This is a genomic window from Paenalcaligenes sp. Me52 (assembly GCF_050487965.1).
GTDB lineage: Bacteria > Pseudomonadota > Gammaproteobacteria > Burkholderiales > Burkholderiaceae_B > Paenalcaligenes.
Window position 1 is genome coordinate 334904 of sequence record NZ_JBKQFO010000002.1, and the last position, 23125, is coordinate 358028.

Sequence of the window (23125 nt, forward strand, 5' to 3'; positions counted from 1 at the left end):
TCTGGAAAGGGCGTTTCTATAGTTGCCCCCTGCCAGCATCTCATCATGACACGCTGCACTGTAACGCTTACTCATCGCTGATACATTCAGACGTCTAGTTCTATATTTTTCACACGCTACAATAAAGCTTTCTAACTTCTGCGTGGAAAACCATCATGATGCCTGACACCGATTACGACTCGTTGCTAGCCCAAGCCAAAGGCTTGTTCGATGGAGAGCACGACAAGATTGCCAACGCTGCTAACCTTAGCGCTCTGGTCTACAACACCATTCCTGGCCTGAACTGGGTGGGCTTTTACTTCTTTGATGGTAAAGAGTTGGTGCTAGGACCTTTCCAAGGCAAACCAGCCTGTATACGCATTGCGCTCAACAAAGGAGTATGCGGCACAGCAGCTGCCACACGCCGCATCCAACGTGTAGACGATGTACATACTTTTGACGGCCACATTGCCTGCGATGCAGATTCCAACTCGGAACTGGTGGTTCCTTTAGTACGCAATGGCGAGTTAGTTGGTGTATGGGACGTAGATAGCCCCTTGTTGGCACGCTTCAACCCAGAAGACGAAGTGGGCATGCAAGCCCTGTGCACGCTGTTTTTGGAATCGTACAAATAATTACTGCAGGCCCTGCCAACGTTCTACGGACGGTTCTGCTACTGCCCAATGCCATTCACCTTGGTAATGGCATATAGACGTGACGTAGGGCACTACCTGCTCTTCCGCACCTTCCACCGTAAATAAGACCTCACGACAACGTGCGAGTGCATTGTCAATGTCACGCACTACTTCCAGTTGCCCTTTCTCATTGCCATAAGGAATGGTGTTAGACACTTCCCACGAAACGGTCTGCCCAATAGGCAAACTACCGGCCAAGTTAGCCATGTAGTTTTGTTGGTCGTTCTGCCATTCGCGCAGTACGTATTTTACTAACGCGTCGGTAGCAGCTTGGAAGGTCACCCCTATACTAAAACCGATGGCTGGATTGGCGGTAATCGCACTACCAGCCACCCCGGTAATTGCCCCTACTGCACTACCAATATTGGATGATGCACACCCCGACAAGCCCACTACCAGCGATCCTATACAGACTAGGCCACGCCATCCCATCATTGCAGTGAGCCCCACCGCGAGGTTGCGGGTTCCGCATTCGCCCAACGCCACACCTTGCCGTCTTGGCAAATAGTGCTGACATAAAACTCTTGTTCACGCTCCGGTTCATCGGCCTCTACAGACACCACCGAAAACACCACTTCTTTGCATTGCAGCCCCATACCACCCATGAGTCTACTGACCGTCACTTGGCCGTAAGCATCTTCTTCAATGGGGATTTGATGGCTGACCTGCCATTCGGCTACATCACCTACTTGCAAGGTGCTGGCAGCCAGTGCAATCGCATCTTGTTCTTCTGCTCTAGTAGTACGCTGCATATATTGCACACCAGCGCGCGTTGCAGCTTGCACCCCTAAACCTATGCCCGTTGCGGCCGCCGCGTTATCCGTGATTCTGTCGGCAATGGCAACCCCCGCTATACCAGCGGCTGCACTACTACCTTCGGTCAACATGGAACTGCAACCAGACAGCAGCCACCCGGCTAAAACTAGCCACATGGCACGTGTAGTTTGACGTGTTACGCAGGCGTTTTTAATCCGGCGCATAACAGTTTTTCCACCTCGAGCGAAATAACAACCACCCGAGTGTAACGGACACGCCCCGTCTAGACGGTAAAAGAAAGTAAAGCTTTTAAAAGAAGCGAGCCCACTACCATTTTTTAATTATCTTTTTGAGCAACAGGTACTTTCTCGTCTGCCTGATTCATACGTTGAATCACCGACGTGATATAGACCGTAAAAATAGGGAAAGTGGTCATACCTATTACCGCCAAAGTAGTAGCCGATACTTTACCTATAGGCGTTTGCGCAATGATATCGGAGCCTACAGTAGTCACCATCATGGCTGCCCACCATAAGACGTCGTAATAGTCTTTCACCTGTTTATTCACCCCCACCTCAAAAATATAAAAGATCAGTGTCTGGGAATAAATCAGTGAGAAGAAAATCACTATGTACGAAATGAACAAACTGGTAATGCTATTGCGCACCACGATACGCGTCAGTACCACTAAGGCAGCGCCCCCACGCAAAACGGGCACAAAGCGCAGCAAATAGGTCACCTCGTGTGAGAAATCTATAGAGAAATACTCAAAAATATACAGGTACGGTATAGAAAGGAATATCACTACAAAATAGCGCCAGAAGAAGCGTCGTCTATTTTTCGCCAACAAGAAAAGGATGAGAAAATCCAGTAAGAAATACCCGCAGATCCAAAACTGTATGGTGAGGTAAATAGAACGCCCTTGAGATAGCTTATCTTCAAATGTTTCTATGGAAATACAGATAATCAATATAACGGTCAAAATGATGGTGACCACATTTAAGGCCTTCTCTACATCACTTTGCCAATTTCTTTTCTGATCGTTGTTCGATGACATACAAACACCACATTGGGATTGATTCCACGGCTACTACCGTACCCTAGGTCCTTCACGAGGGATTGTCGCCAAGCATACACGACAAAAGGCTTACCACCTTATAAAAAACCTCATTTCTAGACAGCGACGTTTTCCTCGCTCTATACTAAAAACTCTTATCCCCCATCGAGGTACTACGCCCATGCGCCAGTAATGCCGCCGTTCACATATTGACGGCCTGTTTTCGCCCCCCTTTCTTAGCGGGGATGTACGGCATTACTCTACGGTTACGCGCATGACACCTCCTTATCTCTTGCTTGATAACGTCGGCTATACCTTGCCCGACGGACGTATTCTTTTTTCTGACTTAAGCCTTAGTCTAGACAGCGCCCGCACAGGACTAGTGGGTCGCAATGGTGTGGGCAAAAGTATGTTGGCTCGCATTATGGCAGGCGAGCTCATACCCAGTCACGGGCGCTGCCAACGTTTGGGTTCGGTCCGCTACTTGCCACAACATATCCCCATCAATGACAGCACCACCATTGCCTCGTTGCTGGGTATAGAGGATGCCCTAACCGCCTTACAGCACATAGAAGCTGGCAGTACAGACAGCCTGCACTTTGATGTGCTGGCTGACCGTTGGGATGTACGCCAACAGTTGCAACAAGCGCTAGACAACACTGGACTTGGCCACCTGAACGCCCACACACCGGCACAGCAACTTAGTGGCGGTGAGTGTATGCGCTTAGCACTGGCCGGTGCCCTACTGAGCAACGTAGATTTGCTCATTTTGGATGAGCCTACCAATCACTTGGACAGCCGCAGCCGCGCAGCCTTACAACAGCAGCTACAACAGTGGCCCAACGGCTTGCTGTTAATTAGTCACGATAGAGCTCTACTCAGTACGGTGGAGCATATTATCGAGCTCACCCCTACTAGCATCCAGAGTTACGGCGGTAATTACCAGTTCTACAGTGAACAAAAAGCCATTGCTCATGCTGCAGCCACACAAGCATTGGAACACCTGCAACACACCCAGAAACAAGAGCATAAACGCCTGCAAATGCTGCAAGAGCGCCAAACCAAAAGGCAGGCTCAAGGCACCAAACACGGCAAAGAAGCCAATCAAGCCAAAATATTGCTGGATAGACAAAAGGAACGCAGTGAAAGCTCGGCTGGCCGCATTCATCAACAACAGGCCACCCGGCTGCAGCAACTTGGTCAACAATTACAGCAGGCACAGCAGCAATTAACCCAAGAAAGCATCACGGCCATACACGCAGTGCATGGGGCACCACCCACACAACAACGTGCCGTGGTATTAGAAGAAATCGTGTTACCTCATGGTGACCAAGCACTGCGGTCCATCACCTTTACACTCTATGGTCGCCAGCGCGTAGCCGTTCATGGCCCAAATGGTTGTGGAAAATCCACTCTATTAAAAGTCATTGCCGGGCACGTTGAGCCATTATCTGGTGCTAGGCAAGTCAATGTGCCTTTTGCCTATTTGGATCAACACCTGCACACCCTGGATCCACAACGTACCGTCCTAGAACAACTGCGTGATGCAGCCCCAAAAACCGCCGAAGGCAACTTACGTACTCGGTTGGTGCATTTAGGTTTAGATAGCCAACGCATCCTACTACCCACCGCGCAACTCAGTGGTGGTGAACGCATTAAAGCCGCGTTAGCGTGCCTACTCTATGCCGATGAACCGCCTCACCTTCTACTGTTAGACGAACCCAGTAACCACTTAGACTTACCCGCTCTACATGCTTTAGAACACATGCTGCGCCACTACCAAGGCAGCCTTATGGTGGTGTCTCACGACAGCCATTTTCTAGACCAATTAGCCTTGACGCATGCTCTTAACGCTACCAACATAGGCTGGCAACTAGAAGAACTACCGCCTACTCAGACTGACAATCTGCTGTAATTAAGTGTATGTCGTTATGGGTTTCAGTATTGGACACGTCAAAGTCCACAAAACACTGCTGCCACGCTTCGCCTTCTGGCCAGAAAATAGCAAGCTTGCCGGCAGGCGTGGGCGACACCATATACAACTGGTTAAACGCCCCTACCGTGAAATATTGACCCAACTCATCTTCCAAGTAGGCGCGTGCGCCAGATGGGATATCCTGGTTACCAAACAGCAGCATGATTTTGTAGCCTTTGGTGGTCTGGAACTCTGCCAATACCAATGCCCCCTTGGTGGGGTACAAGTCTGTTTGCGACAAGCGGCTTACATCCACATTCAGAGGCAAACTACGACTGTCTAACCTAATGGTGTTATTACGGTATGCAGATAAGCCAGGCACGACTGCCAAGCCGTCTTCATCGGTATGCACATTGACACCATTCAATACCCGTATGCCTTCAGCATCTGGTGCAACCACCATGGCATTGGACTCAGACAGTGGATGAGAAAACACCACGCCATACTCCGATGCCGTCACTGCCCCTGTCATCCCATAACTCACAGTGCTGTGGTTATGCCGCGCGTAGGAGAACGCTGCATTCATTTCACCAAAGCCACCTCTGTACACCGCGTTCACACCACCATAATTTGCCGTACCGTGCGTGCCATAACCTTGCTGCACACCCCAGCTCAGCCGTTTATCGTAAGCATCGCCATCCAACCGCACACTCTGATCCACCATACCGTCGTTGTTATGACTGATGGTGTAGCCCGCCCGCAAACTGTTCTCCCCTTTACGCGATAACGGAATGCCCACGGTGAACATCACTTCGCTGGAGTTACGCCCACGCTCTGCCGACGCCATTGCGCTACGCTCCCTACCCGTATCTTGATAGCGACGGAAGTACAGGCCGTAATTAATACCTTTATACGTGCCTGTGTAACCCACGCTTAATGAGCGTATATCGCGCCCACTTCTAAAACGTTGATACACCATGTCGGCATTCAGCGCCCCCAGGCTGTCGGGCAAGCCCTGCACAATAGATGCCCCCACACGGTTCTTTTCTTGATCTGCAGGCCTATCAAAAGCAATCGCGTCTTTAAAGTTCAGATAGTTTTTATCCAACTGCTGCTGCAAGCTAAACGAGAACCTTGTGTTGGTGCTAGTCACCCCTTTGGCATAGTCCATCACTAACGCACGGCCACTTCGTGTGCCTTCATGACGCGTATCGTAGCGTGCGTATTTCACCCCGCTAGACAACGCACCAAACTGCCCCAAATTTAGCCCTATACCTAGCGCGGCAGCTCGGTAGTCGTTCGTCACCTGCGTACCGCCGTAGAACGTGGTGAAATCACTAAGGCCGTAGACCAGCTCCGCCTGCGCCACGTTGTGGTGCGCACCATCCCAGCTATCTTCTAGATAACGCCCTGCTGATACGCTGTATTTCACCCCACCCTTACGTTCCAGGATAGGCACAGAGGCAAAAGGCACAATGAACTCATTGGTACTGCCATCAGACTCTTGCACCGTCACATGTAAATTGCCGCCATAGCTAGCAGGCGAGTAATCAGTAATTGTGAAGTGCCCCGCTGGTACCGAGCTTTGGTACACCACTTGGCCATTTTGCCGTATGGTCACACGCGCATCCGTACTCGCCACCCCACTCACTGCAGGCACATAATTACGTTCCCCTACAGGGCGCATTTGCTCGCTACTTTGCAACATGACGCCCCTGAACTGAATAGAGTCAAACACTGTCGCTGACGAATACACATCGCCCAATACCAGTTCACTGTGCAACGAGCGTATGTTGCGCGATAACGTGTTATTCAGGTTTTCCCAGCTTTGGGAAATATCATCTTTGTGCCATACCGAATAATTACGGTAACGCCATGCTCCAAAGTTGATGCCAGGTCGTATGTTCAGGTATTGCTCTCGCTTGTTCGCATTTCGCGAGGCCGAATACGCATAGTTCAAAAAAGCGTTATCTATGCCGTCATCCCATAGACCTTCCTCTACTTGCTGCAACTTCTGCACATCCAAATAGGCTTGTGGCACGGTTAGTAGCAAAGAGCGGTCTTCCCAGTCGGCTTTATAGGTGATGTAGCGCAGTCTATCTAAATCCAAACACAAGCGTTCGCCACTTTGAAAAGTAGAGGGCTGAAATAACCAGATGCCTGCATTGCGCAGGCTCTCTTCGGTTAAGCAGGGGAGTAATTTGCGTTGTGCCCCCGTCCCCTTTTGGGCAAACGGAATTTCCAGTACATCGACTAAGCGGTTGTTCACGTACAAGTGCATGCCATAGCTGCCAGGAATCACACCCCCATCCGGCACCATGACATCTTCTTGGTTCAGTTGCTCTACTTCTTGTGCTATCCAATCGGGCAACGGTTGCGCGCATGCGCCACTACTGGTGAACAGGCTACCTGCACTGACCACACTGCACACATAGAGAAAACGAAATACGGTATTCATCTGCTGTGCGAGTCGCGCCGCTTACTGGTTTAGGCCACGGGCGACGGACGGTGTAGCGCCACCCACAAGGCATGTATGCCCAAGGCGCCCAAACATAACCACCAGTACCACTGATGCCATGCCAGTACCCCTATCACCCACACAGCAAGGCCCATTACCACTGCAATCCAGCCCCAGCGCGCCCAGTTTCTACCCTCCGATAAGCCTCCAATCGCTACTGTTCCCAGCACCAATAACGTGAAAATAGAATATTGCTGCCACACTTCCCAATACCCATCACCCGCCACATACAGCAACACCACCACAAACAAGCCTACACCGGCTGTAGCAATCACCCATGCCGGCCACTGAGCCGTAATGGCTGGGCGTTTGAGTATGGGCTTACGTAGCCATCTACGTAACGGGTCATGATTGGTATGTACAGGATTCGTAGAGGCATCATGCCCTGTAACCCCATAGCACACGGGGTACTCGGGCTGCGCAGTTTTATAGGTGCCGAATAACTTGTCCCAAATCAGGAAGGTGCCACCGAAATTCGTGTCGTGATACACCGGATGATCGCCATGGTGCACACGGTGGTGATTAGGCGTCACCATAAAGCTTTCCAACCACAGTAAACGTGGTGTCACGGCATTATGATTGAATAGTTGCACGCCATAATGAATGGTAGAAACCACCAAAAAGATCTCTACGGGCAACCCTAAAAATGCCATCCACACAAAGAAAGGGATAGAGCTTAAGGATGAGTACCAGGAGTTACGTGCCCCCAACGACACATTGAAGTAGCGCCCTTCGTGGTGCACTTCGTGAATGGCCCACAGTAAACCAATTTTGTGATGCGTGTAATGCAGCACGTAGAAACAAAAATCCCAAACAATGAAGCCAAATACCCACTGCCACACCACAGGCCAGCGCGAGATCACATCCAAACTCCAGTGACTGGCTACCCACCCGAATACAAAGACCTCAAAGCCTCTAAACAGCCACAACACTACGTGCCCAGAATTCAGGTTCAAAATAGTGTCTTTCCAGCTGAACTCTGATCCTCTACCCTGCCATTGCAGCACAAACATCTCGGCCACAATAAAAAACAGCATAAACGCCAGAGGGAAAACCATCAGATTAATCTGCGTCACCCTGCACCTCTGCTCTATTTGCCCGCCAATACGCACTCAAGGCAATCACTACTATCGCTACCACCACAGCCGCCATCACATCGATGAGCAAATGCCGTTTTAATTGCAGCACGGTATACGTAATCCATACCAGCCAACCAGCATAACCACTTTTCACCCACCAGCTCTTACGGTGCCATACCGCATGTACCGCTAATAACGATAACAAGATATGCAGCGAAGGCACACAGTTTTGACTGGAATCTATATGTAACAACCATGTCACCCACGGCCCCGTCCACGTACCTAGCTCTATAGGCGGATACACAATGGTGGTCGGGTACAGCAGGTAAATGGCCCCACAGAACAGTGCGCCCCATTGCATTTGCCGTGCCAGCATTCGCACTCTGGAAAGCTCGGCAAATAAGTACGCCGCTGGTATCAGCACAAAGAACGACAAGTACCCCACAATCGCACTTTGGTCATAGGAAATCACCTGATCCAGCCATGTTTCAGGAACCACATGCCCTGCACCTTGCCAGTAATCCGTCAGGCTGTAGACCACACCTACGGTTCCCCAACCCCATGCCATCCACCATAATCTATAGGCTAACGACTGCCGCCATGACGCCTGCAAAGACATTGCCATACTACCTGACATGATTAGGGCCTCTGTCTGTCGTTGACACGGACAATGCGCCGTTTTTTACGTAAGAAATCACGCGGCACAGTATGTGACACAGCGTCCCATCGCAATCTTTGTACATCTACCTGCTGTGTCGCAAACCATTGCCATAAAGCCTGCTGCACCGTCTGTTGCTGCACAGGCGATAACGGAGCATGCAAACGTAACAAGACAGGCTCAACCTCATCAGCCATCGTGTGCTCTAACACGTAATCTACCTCCCACGGCAATGCAGTAGCCAAGATTCTATTGCACGCATCCGCAAAGATCGTCACCCACGGCTGCTCTACACCCGGCAAACACAACTGGTCATCAGCCCTGCCTTCTATATGGCTAATGACCCTCGTCGGCCTACCGCAAGGGCATGCACAACCACCGTCATGCAGTACATCATCCAACCTATAGCGCACCACAGGCTGCGTAGCACGACGGAAATCCGTAATGATGGGGATAAAACGAGTCTGATCCAGCCACTCCGTTTCTACCACCAGTGATTCTTCGTTCAGGTGCATGACTCCTAGCTCGCAAGTAGAGCCCAGAAATCCCTCGGTAGCCTGATACACCTCTGCCACATCACCAAACTGCTGTTGCAAGACCTGTTTATCCTGAGGGCTTAACACCTCGGCAGCGGAAATCACGCGTGCGGGACTAATCGTTAAGCTGTGATCCTGGCATTTCTGCGCCAAGGCCACCAACACTTGAGCGGGTGCTACCAAGATCGTAGGTTGATAGCCTTCTAAGGCCTGACACTGCTGATCAAAATTGGCCAACAAATCGAAAAATCTAAAACTCAGAAAACGGCTGTTGACGTTTTGGTAGAGCGCGTTATCAGCACGTAAAAATAGCGCCACACGCTCGCCTGCAAACAAACCTTGAGGTAATAGCTTGGACAAAATCGTTGCTGACCATAAAGCACGCTCAGCCGGGCTAGTCACAAACAGCCCTCTAGTACCCGACGTACCTGACGACAGGCCCACGCTGTACTTAGACACCAGTTGAGAAAAATCACGGCTGCGCTCGGCCTGCAAAGCGTTTTCCAACAGAACATCCCTGCTTAGCCCTGCCGTATTCATCTGATCGAATTGCGCCATCATGCTGGCTTTATTCATCAACGGCCATGCCGATAAAGGCTGTCCTACATACGCACTAAAGTACGGGCTTTTTACCAGCACCCGACTCATAAACCGCTGTAACTGCTGCTGTTGGTACTGCTCTAGTTGTTCGCGTGACCAGTGCCGTACCAGCTGCTGCAAGCGTTTGGCTTTCGCGTACTGCCACAACGTTTGTAGACCCTGCGCCATTAGGTAGACTCCACAGCAGAGGGAATACCGCCTTCATGCGCCAACAAAATTTTCACCACGCCACGCTGGTGTAAAGCATGCAGCTTCTGCAAGGTTTGCAGCATTTGGCTGGCATCGTCCATGATCAAACGAGCAATCCACGCTGGTTGGCGCAGTTCGGTGTAATTTTCTGGTGCCCATGCTGCATCTGCAGCCAATAACACCCACCCCGTTTCGGTATGAATAAAAGCACCTATGTGTCCCCGCGCATGCCCTGGCAACGACACCACAAACACCTCGCCATCGCTATCAGGCAGCGCCCAGCCAGACTCAAACGGAGCCAACTCAGGCGGCAGCGCACATGACTCCCACTGCTCTACAAACTGTATGCGTGACTCAAAATCATCGGGAATAAGCCCTGGTACAAAGCCTTTACGCACGGCACGTAAACCTTTCAAGGTTTTGTGATACTCCCAACCCGGCTTACTGGCGTACATTTCTACACCGGGGAAATCTCGTAACCCTGCAATATGGTCACCATGAAAATGCGACAGCACCATACCCCGTATATCCTTGCCCGTTATACCTTGCTGCGCCAACTGCAAAATCAGCGCTTCCTCATTTTGGAAGTGCACAGGAGTAACCGCTGGATATAAGCGATATATCCCTTTCGCTGTACGCGTATGAAAATGGCTGGCATAACCGGTATCCCATACCCATAGTTCACGCCCTACCTCAATAACATAGGCACGTGCAGGAAAACGGCATAGCTTAAAACCGCTACCTTTCAACGCTACGCAGGCTGGGTGCATGCAATAGCCCACTTCATACGTATGCAAGATTGCCATGAGTTACCTTTGCTGCTGTCGCAGCCACTGCGCCGTCAACGCAATACTTTGCTGCATGGAATACAACGGGTAATAGCCAAGTTCTTGCTGTGCTTTACGCGGGCATAACGTCATATCAAAACTTAGAGCACCCACGCTATACCGCGTCAACATAGGTTCTTTACCTGTAATTTTGGCGACCGCTTCCATACCCGTAGCCACTGCATACAGCACGTGATACGGCACCGCCTGAATGCGTATATCGTGCCCCAACTCTTGCCTGAACAAGGTATCAATCACCTCACGCAGCACAATAGATTCTTGATTACTAATGTTATACACAGCAGCAGGTGGCAAGTTAGGCTGCGTACTGGCCAACTGCATGGCATGCACTACATTCAACGCAAAGGTCAGATCCACATACGCTTCGCCGCCACGCGGTAGTTTTAGCACCCCGTTAAAACGCGCTAGCTGCTCTTGTAAACGCGGCACAATCACTCTATCGTAGGGCCCAAAAATCCCGCGTGGACGCAGCATCGTAAAACGCGTTTCCGGATACTGCTGCTGCGCCTGCTGTATACAGCCCTCAGCCATAAATTTGGTCTGCGCATACATATTCGCAAACCTGTGTGCTACAAAGCTTTCTGGAATTTGCTGCCTATTTTGAAAATCAAAATACAAAGAAGGCGTAGAGATATGCACAAAACGCTGTACCCCAGCTTGCCCCGCTGCTTGCGCTAACGCCTGAGTAGCCACCACATTGGCAGCCATAAACGCCTGCTTATCACCCCACGGCGCGGATAACGCAGCGCAATGCCATACCCAATCCACCTGCTGCACCAAGGCCTGTAAGATCGTCGGTTCAACTGTGGATAAGTCACAGGCCACAAACCGCACACCTTGCTTGGCCAATTCTGCACCTGCTTGCTGATCTCTACCCAGACCTATCACCGTATACCCGGCTTGCTGCAGCCACAAGGCGGCATTACGCCCCAAACCACTGGTAGCGCCAGTCACCAATACGGTAGGAAATGAAGAAGGTTGCGTCATTAACAACTCACAGTTGCAAGATCATGCCAGCGAACGACACACTTGCTGCCGTAGCGATCAACATCACCACATCACCCGCCTTGCAGCGTTGCTGATGAAAAGCTTCGTACAACGCCGTCGGCACTGAAGCTGCCACCTGATTACCGTGCGTTGCGTAAATATCCATCAACTTATGCGTAGGAATGCCTAGCTGCTTATGAATATGTTGCATCGCCAAATGACTAGCTTGGTGCGGAATCACTAAATCCACCTTATCCAAGCTCAAGCCTGCTTGCTGCAGCAACGCCTCTTGGTAGCCATCAATAAAACGCGAAGCAATCTTAAACACTTTGCGCCCCTGCATCTTGAAATAGAAATCCTGCTCTTGCATACCAGCGCGCTGATTAGCGCGTGTACCACCCGCACGGATTTCACAGAAATCGCCTTCCAAAATATGGTTTTCCAGACGCGTCGCAAGAATGCCTTGGCTGCCATTCCCTTTTTGCACCAACGCGCAAGCAGCACCGTCACCGAACAAGTATGAAGATTCCTCGTCCTCCCAGTTCAGACCGCGCGAAGCCAACTCAGCACTCACAATTGCGATACGTCGGTAACGACCTACTTGCAGCAAACCGCTAGCCACCTCTAAAGCCGCCACAAAACTGCCACAACTTAGATTCACATCAAAACCTGGGGTGCCATCAGGCGCTTGTGCGGCGCGTAGTATATGCGTGGCTGTGCAGGGTAAAGCTTGCACGGGAATCGCAGATGCACTGATCAACAAATCTACCTCGTTGAGGTGCCAACCCGCCTTACCCAAGGCGTTATGCAACGCCTGAGCACCTAGGTCTGCCTGCAATACCGAGGCATCCGCCAACGATCGAGACACAATGCCAGAACGTTTTTGCACGTATCCAGCCGGTTTACCTAATTGAATATCTAGATCCGATGACAACACCGGTTCTGAGGGTAGCGCTTTGCCCATGGCGCTGATTTCTAGAGGGACCAGCCCCATGCTTATATATCCTTTACCAAACCGACTTCAGCCACCATACCGTCGCCAAGCCGGCGATAGTCATCAGCAGAGAGCCCAAAACGTGCACCGTCACCATCCCTAGCGCCCAGCTATACGCACCGCGCTCTATGGCGGTGACAACCTCGATGGAAAACGTAGAAAAAGTAGACAGTCCACCACAAAAACCAGTGATGATGACCAATCGCCACTCAGGGGATAAATTTGGCATCTGCGCAAAGCATGCCACTGCCACACCTACGATATAGCCCGCCACTAAATTGGAGACCAAGGTTCCTAGTGGCATATTTGGCCAGACAGCATTTAATCGTAGGCTCAATAGCCAACGTAAAACACCACCGCTCCCCGCCCCAACGGCCACTGCCACGATGGCTTTCCACATAAATTTTTCTCCGTAACGGCACACTGCCGTCATCCGACAAAAATCCTATCGTAGCACCAGAAAAGCAGCCATTCCGCACTTTTTCCTATTTTTGTTATGTTGAGGGGCAAGGCTATAAACTCCTCTCTCATCACACACCACACTCTAGCCTTACAAGAACGAGGGGCTTAGATCTGCACAGCGAATGTTTATGCGAGCGGCTGGCTGTGTATTGCTACCCTATGGTATGAGTGGTGAAATGTGAGGGTGAAAAGGGTCCTTTTTGAGCATCAGAAAATGGGATGGCGTATATCAAAGGCAACAACAACGCACAAAATAATAAATAGAATAGGTAGGCCTCCCCTGGCCTCAAAGTGCATGATATAGTTCATCGTTCAACACTTGAACGATGGGCTAATCACCAGCTTATTATCATGCAAAAAACACATAATGCTGCCGTGCAAGAAGAGAGTCATTTCAAAGTACTGCGTCTGCTAGAAAAAAACCCAAACCTTAGTCAGCGTGAACTTGCAGAAGCTCTCGGGATAAGTGTTGGAAAAACCAACTACTGTATTAAAGCCCTAGTAGATAAAGGTCTTGTCAAAATTAATAACTTTCGTAATAACAAAAACAAAAAAATCTATGCCTATCTACTTACACCAGCAGGTATCACACAAAGAACAGAATTGACTATGCAATTTCTGCAACGAAAACTACAAGAATATGAAACTTTGCAAACAGAGATTGCGTCCCTACAAAGAGAGCTACAACAGCAGCCTGATACACACGCTGTGACGACGGGCTCGCCATGCCCTAAGTCTTACTAAGATTGCTAATACAAAAAACATTACGAACATTAACCATTCACATAGAAAATTTGTGGACGAATAACACATGAAGATACTTGTTACTGGTGGAGCTGGGTTTATTGGTTCTGCTGTGGTACGCCACATCATTCAAAATACGCAAGATAGTGTTCTTAACGTAGATAAGCTTACGTATGCAGGGAACCTAGAGTCTCTGGCTACCGTAAGTAGCGATGAACGTTACAGTTTTGCGCAAGTTGATATTTGTGACCGCGCCGCACTAGATAAGATATTTGCACACTACCAGCCTGATGCTGTTATGCACCTAGCTGCAGAAAGCCATGTTGATCGCTCTATTGATGGCCCTGCTGAGTTCATACAAACCAATATCGTAGGCACCTACTCCTTGCTAGAAGCTGCTCGCGCCTATTGGAGCAAACTTCCTACTGAGCAGAAAGCAGCTTTCCGCTTTCACCACATCAGTACTGATGAAGTGTATGGCGACTTGCCACATCCACTGGATATTGAAACCTCTGCCACCCAAGGGTCTTTACCTCTGTTCACCGAGAAAACGGCGTACGCGCCAAGTTCTCCTTATAGCGCAAGCAAAGCCAGCTCTGACCACTTAGTACGTGCATGGCATAGAACCTACGGCTTCCCCGTCATCGTGACGAATTGTTCTAACAATTACGGCCCCTACCATTTCCCAGAAAAGCTTGTCCCCCTCATTATTCTAAATGCATTGGAAGGTAAAGCTTTACCCATCTATGGTTCTGGTGATCAAATCCGCGATTGGCTGTATGTAGAAGACCATGCCAGAGCGCTATACACCGTCATCACCAAGGGCCGTATTGGCGAAACCTATAACATAGGCGGCCATAATGAAAAACAGAATCTAGAAGTAGTACATAGTCTGTGCGAGATTCTGGATGAGCTCAAGCCTTTACCTGCGCAAGCTAGTTATAAGGACCAAATAACCCACGTAGCCGATCGCCCCGGACACGACCGTCGCTATGCGATTGACGCTGGCAAAATTGAACGCGAATTAGGCTGGAAGCCTCAGGAGACTTTTATGACAGGCCTGCGTAAAACTGTGCAGTGGTACTTAACTCACCAAGACTGGTGCCAGCATGTACAAGATGGTAGCTACCAACGTGAACGTTTAGGGGTGTCACTATGAGCACTACCACCAAAGGTATTATCCTCGCAGGAGGCTCAGGTACACGTCTATACCCTATTACTAAAGGCGTCTCCAAACAGCTACTCCCCATCTATGATAAGCCCATGATTTACTACCCGCTGTCTGTGCTGATGCTCGCGGGTATTAGAGACGTACTCATCATCTCCACCCCTGAGGATTTGCCTAGCTTTAGGAAATTACTGGGTGATGGTAGTAGCTTTGGCATCACGCTAAGCTATGCCGAACAGCCTAGCCCAGATGGATTAGCACAAGCATTCATCATTGGTGAGCAGTTCATAGGCCAAAGCAATGTCTGCTTGGTATTAGGCGACAACATTTTCTATGGTCAAGGTTTTACGCCAAAACTACAGCAGGTCGTTTCTCACTCAAACGGTGCCACAGTATTTGGCTATCAAGTCAAAGATCCAGAGCGCTTCGGTGTAGTTGAGTTTGACTCTCAAATGAAAGCAATTTCTATAGAAGAAAAACCCGAACAGCCTAAATCTAACTATGCCGTTACCGGTTTGTATTTCTACGATAACGATGTAGTGGAAATTGCAAAACAGGTCAAACCTTCCCATCGTGGTGAGTTGGAAATCACCAGTGTTAACCAAACTTATTTAGAACGCGGCAAGCTAAGCGTAGAACTGCTAGGTCGCGGCTTTGCTTGGCTAGATACCGGTACCCATGAAAGTTTACTTGAAGCTGGTATGTTTGTTGAAACCATTGAAAAACGTCAGGGTTACAAGATCGCCTGCTTAGAAGAGATTGCCTATAACAACGGCTGGCTTAGCAAGGAACAACTGATTAATGCAGGCCAACAGTTAAGTAAAAATGAATATGGCCAATACCTGTTACGCATAGCAAGGGATATGAAATGAGCAACACCATTCAATTTCCCATGCTGGGAGATGCTCGCGGCAGCTTAGTCGTACTTGAGGCGCAAAAACAAATCCCTTTTGATATTCAGCGTGTGTATTACATCTTTGGCACCCAAGAAGGTATTGCCCGAGGCTTTCACGCTCATAAGGAGCTGCTGCAAGTTGCGGTTTGCGTCTCAGGACAATGCAAAATGCTACTGGATAATGGCAACGAGAAAACGGTCATTACCATGGACTCCCCAACGCACGGTGTACTGATTGATCGCATGGTCTGGCATGAAATGCATGATTTTAGTAGCGACTGTGTGCTGCTAGTGTTGGCCAGTGCTCACTATGATGAAGCCGACTATATACGAAATTATGATGATTTCACTTCACTCTCATCAATAGAAAAAGGAAGAATCTCTGAATGAAGCCGCTAATCAGTAAAACAATAAAGATGAGATTTGTAGAAGAAGAAGATGCTGATTTCATTCTAAAACTCCGTCTTGATGATAGATATAACAAATTTCTATCTAGAGTAGATCCTGATGCTCAAGCACAAAGAGATTGGATAAAAAAATACAAAGTTGATGAGAACGACAGAAAACAATTTTATTTTATTATCGAAAGACTAGATGGAACACCCTGCGGCACGGTGCGAGTCTATGATCTACTAGAAGACTCATTCTGCTGGGGAAGTTGGATTCTTAATGATGAAAAAACAAGATTCTCAGCTATAGAAAGTGCGTTTTTAGTATATCAGTTTGGTTTCAAAGAGCTTGGCTATAGAAAATCACATTTTAGTGTAATGAAAGAAAATGAAAGGGTTGTTTCATTCCACAAAAAAATGGGTGCAATACAAGTAGGAGAAGATGAGCAGAATTATTATTTTGAAATTCACGATAAAGCTGTTCAAGAATCCAGAAGCAACCTAGAGAGTAAATTAAAATGATCCCTTTTCTTGACCTGAAAAAAATTAACGCTCAACATAAAAAAGAACTTATCGCTGCCACAGAGCGAGTTATAGACTCTGGTTGGTATATACAAGGCACTGAGTGCAAGTCGTTTGAGCAAGAGTTTGCTGCATATTGTGGTACCAAACATTGCATTGGTGTAGCCAATGGTCTAGATGCCCTGAATCTCACTCTACGCGCTTGGAAAGAGCTAGGTAAGCTGCAAGATGCTGACGAAGTCATCGTTCCAGCAAATACGTATATAGCCAGTATTCTTGCGATTACAGAAAACCGACTCACTCCCGTGCTGGTTGAGCCCGACGGAGGAAGCTACAACCTCAGTCCTGACAATGTTCGCAAAGCCTTAACAGCAAAAACTAAGGCCATACTAGTCGTACATTTATACGGCCAACTAGCCGATATGCCTGCTATCACTAGCATTGCTACAGAACACAAACTGTTAGTACTTGAAGACTCTGCCCAATCCCATGGCGCCAGTATCAATGACAAAAAATCAGGAAACTGGGGAGATGCAAGTGGCTTTAGCTTTTACCCTGGGAAAAACCTTGGGGCCTTAGGTGATGCTGGGGCAATTACCACCAATGATGATGAACTCGCGCAAACATTACGTGCACTAAGCAACTATGGTAGTCACAAAAAGTACGAAAACTTGTACCAAGGGATTAATAGTCGTTTAGATGAAATGCAGGCCGCCCTGCTACGTGTCAAACTCAACTATTTAGATCAGGAAACACAACGTCGCCGTGAGATTGCCCTTCGTTACACGCAGAGCATACAAAATCCTCTGCTAACATTGCCCATACACTCTACAACAACTACGAGTGCTGATATAGAAAACCACGTATTTCATGTGTATGTGGTTCGTTGCGCACAGCGCGAAGCGCTACAACAACATTTGCTGCAAGCAGGTGTACAGACTCTTATTCACTACCCTACCCCACCACACCAACAAAAAGCCTACCCAGAGCTGAACCATTTACATTTTCCTTTAACAGAAAAAATTCATGCTGAAGTACTCAGTATCCCCATTAGTCCTGTCATGACGGACGCTGAAGTAGACCAAGTCATTAGTGCTTGCAACAGTTTTAAAGGCTAAGTTGTGACGCTAATAAAAACCAGCTTACTCAATGCCATTGCTGTCATTGTAAAAATGCTGACCATGCTGGGCCTAAATAAAATTTTAGCAATTTATGTAGGCCCAGCTGGTTACGCAGCAATAGGTAACTTTCAAAATGCGGTACAAATCATCACCACTTTTGGAAGCGGTGCTATCACCAATGGGGTAACGAAATATACAGCTGAATACGGAGAAGATAGCTCAGAACAACGGGAACTATGGCGAACTGCAAGTACCATATCCATAATCTCCTCTGTTTTAACTGGATTGTTAATCTTTATATTCCGCAAAGACATTTCGATCTGGTTTTTAAAAGATGAAATATTTAGCCCAGTATTTACATGGTTCTCCATATCAATTTTATTCTTTGTATTAAATAGCTTTTTTCTTGCCATATTAAATGGAAAAAAAGAAATACAACGATATATTTTGGCAAATATTGGCGGCAGCTTATTTACACTAATTGTAACCAGCATTCTTGCTATAAAATTTGGCCTACAAGGCGCATTAATAGCATTAGCTATTTACCCGTCGTTCTCATTTATAGTCACACTTGCTCTTTGCCATAAGGCAAACTGGTTTAAGTTTAGTTATTTATTTGGTCGCCCAGACAAGACTATAGCAATAAATCTAGCAAAATTTACTGCTATGGCCTTAACTAGTGCTGCCTGCGTACCTATAAGTCATATCTTTATTCGGAATCACCTGGGTGATACATTAGGCTGGGATGCTGCGGGGTACTGGGAAGCCATGTGGCGCCTAAGCAGTGCCTATCTTATGATGGTGACTACAACCTTAAGCCTGTATTACCTACCCAGACTATCTGAGCTCAAAAACCCACAAGATATTAAACACGAAATAATACAAGGCTATAAAATAATCCTACCTATTACTGCAGCATCTGGTGTGATTATATTTCTATTGCGGGATTTCATAATAGGAGTCTTATTCACCACCGATTTTTATGCCATGAGAGACCTTTTTGCATGGCAAATGCTGGGAGACACCTTAAAAATTGGAAGCTGGATTCTTGCCTACTTAATGATAGGTAAAGCCATGGTAAAAATTTTTATTTTTACAGAAATAATATTCTCTGTTAGTTTTTACTTTTTTGTTTTGTTTTTTACTTCTATTTATGGTTTAGATGGAACTACCGTAGCTTATGCAGTAAATTATGCCATTTATTGGATAGCAATCGCCTTTTTTGTTAAAGATTATATTTTTATTAGATCAGAAAATAAAAAACAAAAGAAGAAAATTACGTGAAAAATATTATTATTTTCTATCCAAGCCATAATATTGGCGGGGCAGAATATCTATTAAAGCTAACAGCTGATCTATTAAAGTTACAGCACAGGGTTAGAATTGTAGATATCAAAGATGGCTGGTTATCTAAAAATACAGAAGGTGTTCCCATTCTTTTCGCCGAAGAGAAGATCGCCCTAGAAAAAGAAACCATTGTCATTACCACTGCTAACCTAGTTAGAAATTTAGACTTATATTTTACAGGTGACTTTACTGTCCTTGCATGGGTAGTACACCCTTACAATGTCATACCTTTCTTTCCTGCCCTTAAATCTTTGCAGTTTAAAAAAACAATAAAAACAATATTAAAAAAAACAGTACTACGAAATGAGTACAAGAGATCAGAAAAAAGAGTTAAATATTTAATTGCAAAAAAATCCATTTTTGCCATGGATTCTTCTTGCGATGATGTTTTATTTAGATATACAGGAACTCATTACGATGAGTTTCTGCCTGTCATTATATCTGATGAAAAAATAGACTACTCAAATATAGAATTCTATCAAAAAGAAAATAAAATAAAAGCCGTTTGGTTAGGAAGACTAGACGGTGAATTTAAAAACAATATCCTCATAAAGGTCATGAAAGACCTAAATGAATACGCAAAAACAAAAGACCATAAAAAGATTGAATTAAATATAGTTGGCAATGGCCCTGGAATGCCAGAAATACAGCAGGTTGCTGAAAACCTAGCGTTTCTAGAGGTTCATTTTCATCTAGAAAAACGTGGCAATGAACTCAAAAGCATCATTACACAGTCAAATATTGGTTTTGCTATGGGAACATCAGCTATAGAGATTTCTGCGTTTGGAGTGCCCACTATACTGCTAGACTTCTCATACTCTTCTGTGCCTGATAGCTATAGATACAGATGGTTTTTTGAGTCTACTGGTTATAGTCTAGGTCGCTCAATTGAGCTAGAAAGCGATGCCAGTATGGGAAACACCATGAGTATGGATGATGTACTTAATGGTTTAGAAACGTCCTCTAAGAAACTCTCAGAAAAATGTTTTCAGTATGCTATTAACAACCATAGCCCTGCCATTTTCAACAAGAAAATAAATCATATACTTAACACATCAAGCTCAAGTTTTTTAGAAATGAAAAAACTTGGATTATTAAAAAAACCTTTTTGGTTTTTTTTAAAGAAATTTGCCAAAAAAATTAAACTCTAATATGAAAATTTTATCTGTTTTTGGAACCAGACCTGAAGCCATAAAAATGGCACCCTTAGTTAAAGCATTAAGTAGTGATCATTTTTTTGATGCAAAAGTGGCAGTGACCGCTCAGCATAGAGAAATGCTAGATCAGGTATTAGATTTATTTGAAATCAAGCCTGATTACGACTTGAACATCATGAAGTCAGGACAGGATCTATACGATATAGTCTCGGAGGTACTGCTAGGTTTGCGAGATATTCTTAAAACCTTCCAACCAGACTTAGTGCTAGTTCATGGTGATACGGCCACTACCTTTGCCGCGTCGCTTGCCGCCTTTTATCAGCGTATCCCTATTGGCCATGTAGAAGCAGGCCTGCGTACTGGTAACCTCTATTCACCATGGCCTGAGGAAGCAAACAGACTACTAACTGGGCGTTTAGCGAACTTACATTTTTCGCCTACCGAACGAAATCGTGCAGCATTACTCGCTGAAAATATCCCTGACGAACAAATTGTAGTTACAGGTAATACTGTCATTGATGCATTGCAGTGGATGGTCAAGAAAATAGACACATCGGCTGATCTGAAACAGAACATAGAAGCAAACCTGCATGCTTCAGGATTAGATCTTAATACCATCAACCAACGCTATGTACTCGTAACAGGCCATAGACGTGAGAATTTCGGACAAGGATTCGAAAATATCTGCCTTGCTCTGCGTGAGCTCGCCAAAAACAACCCAGGTACACACTTCATATATCCCGTGCACCTAAACCCTAATGTTCAAGAACCTGTCAAACGATTATTAGGTGGTTTGAATAACATTCATCTAATTAAACCATTAGGCTATGAGACATTTTTGTATGTAATGCAAAATTCTTACTTAGTGCTTACCGATAGTGGCGGCGTTCAGGAAGAGGCTCCTAGTTTAGGAAAGCCTGTCCTGGTGATGCGTGACACGACTGAAAGGCCTGAGGCCATAGAAGCTGGCACAGTCAAGCTGGTTGGAGTGAATCCTAGTACTATCATTAATGAAGTACAAAGTCTTTTAGATAACCAAGCACTATATATGCAGATGTCACTCTCTCACAACCCATATGGGGATGGCTTTGCTAGTAAAAGAATTATCGAGTTTATAAAACAAAAGAGAAATTGATCCATTCTTAATTCTTCTTTAACTTAACTCACACATATTATTTCGCTGTAAAGCATATACTATGATCAGCACCAAGAACAAAAATTTCACATCAAACATACAGAAATTATATATATCAATTTCTGTATGTTTTATTGTCTGGCCATTTTCTTTTGGATTATTCTATAGTCAGATATTCGGCCTACTAATGCTTTTTGTTCTTTTTTTATTCAACATAAAACTGTTGTTAAAAACAAGCATACCTAAGAGAGATGCACCTATACTATTAATATTATTAGCACTAATTTCTATAACCTTGTTTAGCTACCTCAATTGGGAAGGTAGTTTTTTTTCTTTCTTTTTCTACATATATAAATTTATAATATTTTACTTTGTTTCATTATTTTTAATAATAATTATAAAAAATAATGACAAAAATGAATATTATCCAGAATTAATATTATTCAAATCTATATATATATACTTGTTTTTTATAATTCTACAATTTTCAATTCCAGATTTTCATATTTGGAGTTTTAAAAATTTTGGTACCGAAGCTGCTTTTGAAGTTATAGAAAAAAACATGTCAGGTCATAATCTAAGAAATCTAGGTTGGAATGGATTTCTATTTGCATCTGATGGTGTTGCATTTTCATTTTCTGCTTTATTTATACTTTTTTATAGAACTTCTATAAAAAACCTTAGTACAAAACATAAGCTATTTTTATTCTTTATTGAGATTATTTGTATAGCACTGGCGCTTATCTCTGGTCGTAGCACTATTCCTATAGTCCTGATTTATTTTATCTTCTATGCTTTTTCATCAGGATTTCTAAGTCTATTTTTGAAAATATTCGCTTTAATTGTTATTAGCCTACTACTATTTATAGCTTATGGCGACACCATATTAAACCATCCTTTTTTTGTCTGGCTACTAGAACCCATTACATCTTCAATAAGCCATGGCAAACTATACTCAAACTCCACTGACGTCACCAATAATGTATATATGGAGTTTTTCTCTGGGCCTTCTGCCTGCAATTTCCTAGACAATTTTAACTGCTACTACTACAAGTCTAATAATGATTACTATGCTAATGGCTTAGTTGGTGCAGACTCTGGATTTATTAGATTATATTATGCGATAGGACTACATGGATTTATCATATTTATCTTAATGTGGTGTTATTTTGTATTTAAAATAAGCATTACTTGTCTAAAACGCAAAAGCTTATATTTCTTTCTCGTTCTCATTTTTTTAATTTATTCTCTTGCCTTTTTCTACAAATCCGAATGGCTTTATCAGAATTTCTTTATTTTTTATTTTTTCGTACTTTATAACTCAATTTTCCTTAATAGTTCTAAAAAAACGGATAAATAATAATATATTCATAT

General features: G+C 45.7%; 23 protein-coding genes. 12 read left to right on the forward strand and 11 right to left on the reverse strand.

Going from position 1 to position 23125, the window contains the following annotated elements:
* Positions 1-155: 155 nt before the first annotated feature.
* Positions 156-614 (forward strand): GAF domain-containing protein, encoded by a 459-nt coding sequence (locus ACLO87_RS12830; RefSeq protein ID WP_135866006.1) that lies wholly within the window; start codon positions 156-158, stop codon positions 612-614.
* Here ACLO87_RS12830 and ACLO87_RS12835 read toward each other — a convergent pair whose 3' ends face one another.
* The 3 genes from ACLO87_RS12835 to ACLO87_RS12845 form a co-directional block, all read right to left on the reverse strand.
* Positions 615-1109, reverse strand: a complete 495-nt coding sequence (locus ACLO87_RS12835; RefSeq protein ID WP_430223902.1) for a hypothetical protein — start codon at positions 1107-1109, stop codon at positions 615-617.
* A complete protein-coding gene (locus ACLO87_RS12840; RefSeq protein WP_430223903.1) occupies positions 1106-1654 on the reverse strand; it encodes a hypothetical protein in 549 nt (182 codons plus the stop codon). The genes ACLO87_RS12835 and ACLO87_RS12840 overlap by 4 nt, the downstream gene beginning before the upstream one ends.
* Before the next feature lie 113 nt (positions 1655-1767).
* Positions 1768-2487: an ion channel gene (locus tag ACLO87_RS12845; protein WP_430223904.1), complete on the reverse strand. Its 720-nt coding sequence runs from the start codon at positions 2485-2487 to the stop codon at positions 1768-1770.
* Positions 2488-2761: 274 nt separating this feature from the next.
* Here ACLO87_RS12845 and ACLO87_RS12850 point away from each other — a divergent pair, with 274 nt between their 5' ends.
* The gene (locus ACLO87_RS12850; RefSeq protein ID WP_430223905.1) at positions 2762-4402 is read left to right on the forward strand and encodes an ABC-F family ATP-binding cassette domain-containing protein; all 1641 of its coding nucleotides are present in this window, start codon (positions 2762-2764) and stop codon (positions 4400-4402) included.
* Here the strand turns inward: ACLO87_RS12850 and ACLO87_RS12855 are convergent.
* From ACLO87_RS12855 to crcB, 8 genes are read right to left on the reverse strand one after another with little or no spacing between them, the layout of a single operon-like run.
* Positions 4377-6860 (reverse strand): fimbria/pilus outer membrane usher protein, encoded by a 2484-nt coding sequence (locus tag ACLO87_RS12855; RefSeq protein ID WP_430223906.1) that lies wholly within the window; start codon positions 6858-6860, stop codon positions 4377-4379. The two genes, ACLO87_RS12850 and ACLO87_RS12855, sit on opposite strands and share 26 nt — an antisense overlap.
* 29 nt (positions 6861-6889) lie before the next feature.
* Complete coding sequence (locus ACLO87_RS12860) at positions 6890-7996, reverse strand: sterol desaturase family protein (RefSeq protein WP_430223907.1); 1107 nt, start codon at positions 7994-7996, stop codon at positions 6890-6892.
* Complete coding sequence (locus ACLO87_RS12865; RefSeq protein ID WP_430223908.1) at positions 7983-8636, reverse strand: phosphatase PAP2 family protein; 654 nt, start codon at positions 8634-8636, stop codon at positions 7983-7985. The genes ACLO87_RS12860 and ACLO87_RS12865 overlap by 14 nt, the downstream gene beginning before the upstream one ends.
* Before the next feature lie 2 nt (positions 8637-8638).
* Positions 8639-9961: a F390 synthetase-related protein gene (locus ACLO87_RS12870; RefSeq protein WP_430223909.1), complete on the reverse strand. Its 1323-nt coding sequence runs from the start codon at positions 9959-9961 to the stop codon at positions 8639-8641.
* Entirely contained in the window at positions 9961-10788 is an 828-nt protein-coding gene (locus ACLO87_RS12875; protein ID WP_430223910.1) for an MBL fold metallo-hydrolase, read from the reverse strand. Before ACLO87_RS12875 ends, ACLO87_RS12870 begins: the two co-directional genes overlap by 1 nt.
* Positions 10789-10791: 3 nt before the next feature.
* A complete protein-coding gene (locus tag ACLO87_RS12880; protein ID WP_430223911.1) occupies positions 10792-11817 on the reverse strand; it encodes an NAD-dependent epimerase/dehydratase family protein in 1026 nt (341 codons plus the stop codon).
* Positions 11818-11824: 7 nt separating this feature from the next.
* Positions 11825-12811, reverse strand: a complete 987-nt coding sequence (locus ACLO87_RS12885) for a 3-oxoacyl-[acyl-carrier-protein] synthase III C-terminal domain-containing protein (RefSeq protein WP_430223912.1) — start codon at positions 12809-12811, stop codon at positions 11825-11827.
* A 13-nt stretch (positions 12812-12824) separates the two neighbouring features.
* Positions 12825-13211, reverse strand: a complete 387-nt coding sequence (gene crcB, locus ACLO87_RS12890) for a fluoride efflux transporter CrcB (protein ID WP_135864323.1) — start codon at positions 13209-13211, stop codon at positions 12825-12827.
* Between the two features lie 413 nt (positions 13212-13624).
* Here crcB and ACLO87_RS12895 point away from each other — a divergent pair, with 413 nt between their 5' ends.
* The 10 genes from ACLO87_RS12895 to ACLO87_RS12940 all read left to right on the forward strand — a co-directional run bounded on the left by ACLO87_RS12895 (position 13625) and on the right by ACLO87_RS12940 (position 23111).
* Positions 13625-14017: a MarR family EPS-associated transcriptional regulator gene (locus ACLO87_RS12895; protein WP_430223913.1), complete on the forward strand. Its 393-nt coding sequence runs from the start codon at positions 13625-13627 to the stop codon at positions 14015-14017.
* A 67-nt stretch (positions 14018-14084) separates the two neighbouring features.
* On the forward strand, positions 14085-15176 hold the full coding sequence (gene rfbB / locus ACLO87_RS12900) for a dTDP-glucose 4,6-dehydratase (protein WP_430223914.1): 1092 nt from the start codon (positions 14085-14087) through the stop codon (positions 15174-15176).
* Entirely contained in the window at positions 15173-16057 is an 885-nt protein-coding gene (rfbA, locus tag ACLO87_RS12905) for a glucose-1-phosphate thymidylyltransferase RfbA (protein ID WP_430223915.1), read from the forward strand. The genes rfbB and rfbA overlap by 4 nt, the downstream gene beginning before the upstream one ends.
* Entirely contained in the window at positions 16054-16470 is a 417-nt protein-coding gene (locus ACLO87_RS12910; protein ID WP_430223916.1) for a sugar 3,4-ketoisomerase, read from the forward strand. Before rfbA ends, ACLO87_RS12910 begins: the two co-directional genes overlap by 4 nt.
* Positions 16467-16991, forward strand: a complete 525-nt coding sequence (locus ACLO87_RS12915; RefSeq protein ID WP_430223917.1) for a GNAT family N-acetyltransferase — start codon at positions 16467-16469, stop codon at positions 16989-16991. Before ACLO87_RS12910 ends, ACLO87_RS12915 begins: the two co-directional genes overlap by 4 nt.
* A complete protein-coding gene (locus ACLO87_RS12920; protein ID WP_430223918.1) occupies positions 16988-18109 on the forward strand; it encodes a DegT/DnrJ/EryC1/StrS family aminotransferase in 1122 nt (373 codons plus the stop codon). The genes ACLO87_RS12915 and ACLO87_RS12920 overlap by 4 nt, the downstream gene beginning before the upstream one ends.
* A gap of 3 nt (positions 18110-18112) precedes the next feature.
* Complete coding sequence (locus ACLO87_RS12925) at positions 18113-19396, forward strand: O-antigen translocase (RefSeq protein ID WP_430223919.1); 1284 nt, start codon at positions 18113-18115, stop codon at positions 19394-19396.
* Positions 19393-20610, forward strand: coding sequence for a glycosyltransferase (locus ACLO87_RS12930; protein ID WP_430223920.1), 1218 nt, complete (start codon positions 19393-19395; stop codon positions 20608-20610). Before ACLO87_RS12925 ends, ACLO87_RS12930 begins: the two co-directional genes overlap by 4 nt.
* A gap of 1 nt (position 20611) precedes the next feature.
* Positions 20612-21751 carry a non-hydrolyzing UDP-N-acetylglucosamine 2-epimerase gene (gene wecB / locus ACLO87_RS12935; RefSeq protein WP_430223921.1) on the forward strand — a complete coding sequence of 380 codons (1140 nt, stop codon included), beginning with the start codon at positions 20612-20614 and terminating at the stop codon, positions 21749-21751.
* A gap of 61 nt (positions 21752-21812) precedes the next feature.
* Positions 21813-23111, forward strand: a complete 1299-nt coding sequence (locus tag ACLO87_RS12940; RefSeq protein ID WP_430223922.1) for an O-antigen polymerase — start codon at positions 21813-21815, stop codon at positions 23109-23111.
* Positions 23112-23125 lie beyond the last annotated feature (14 nt).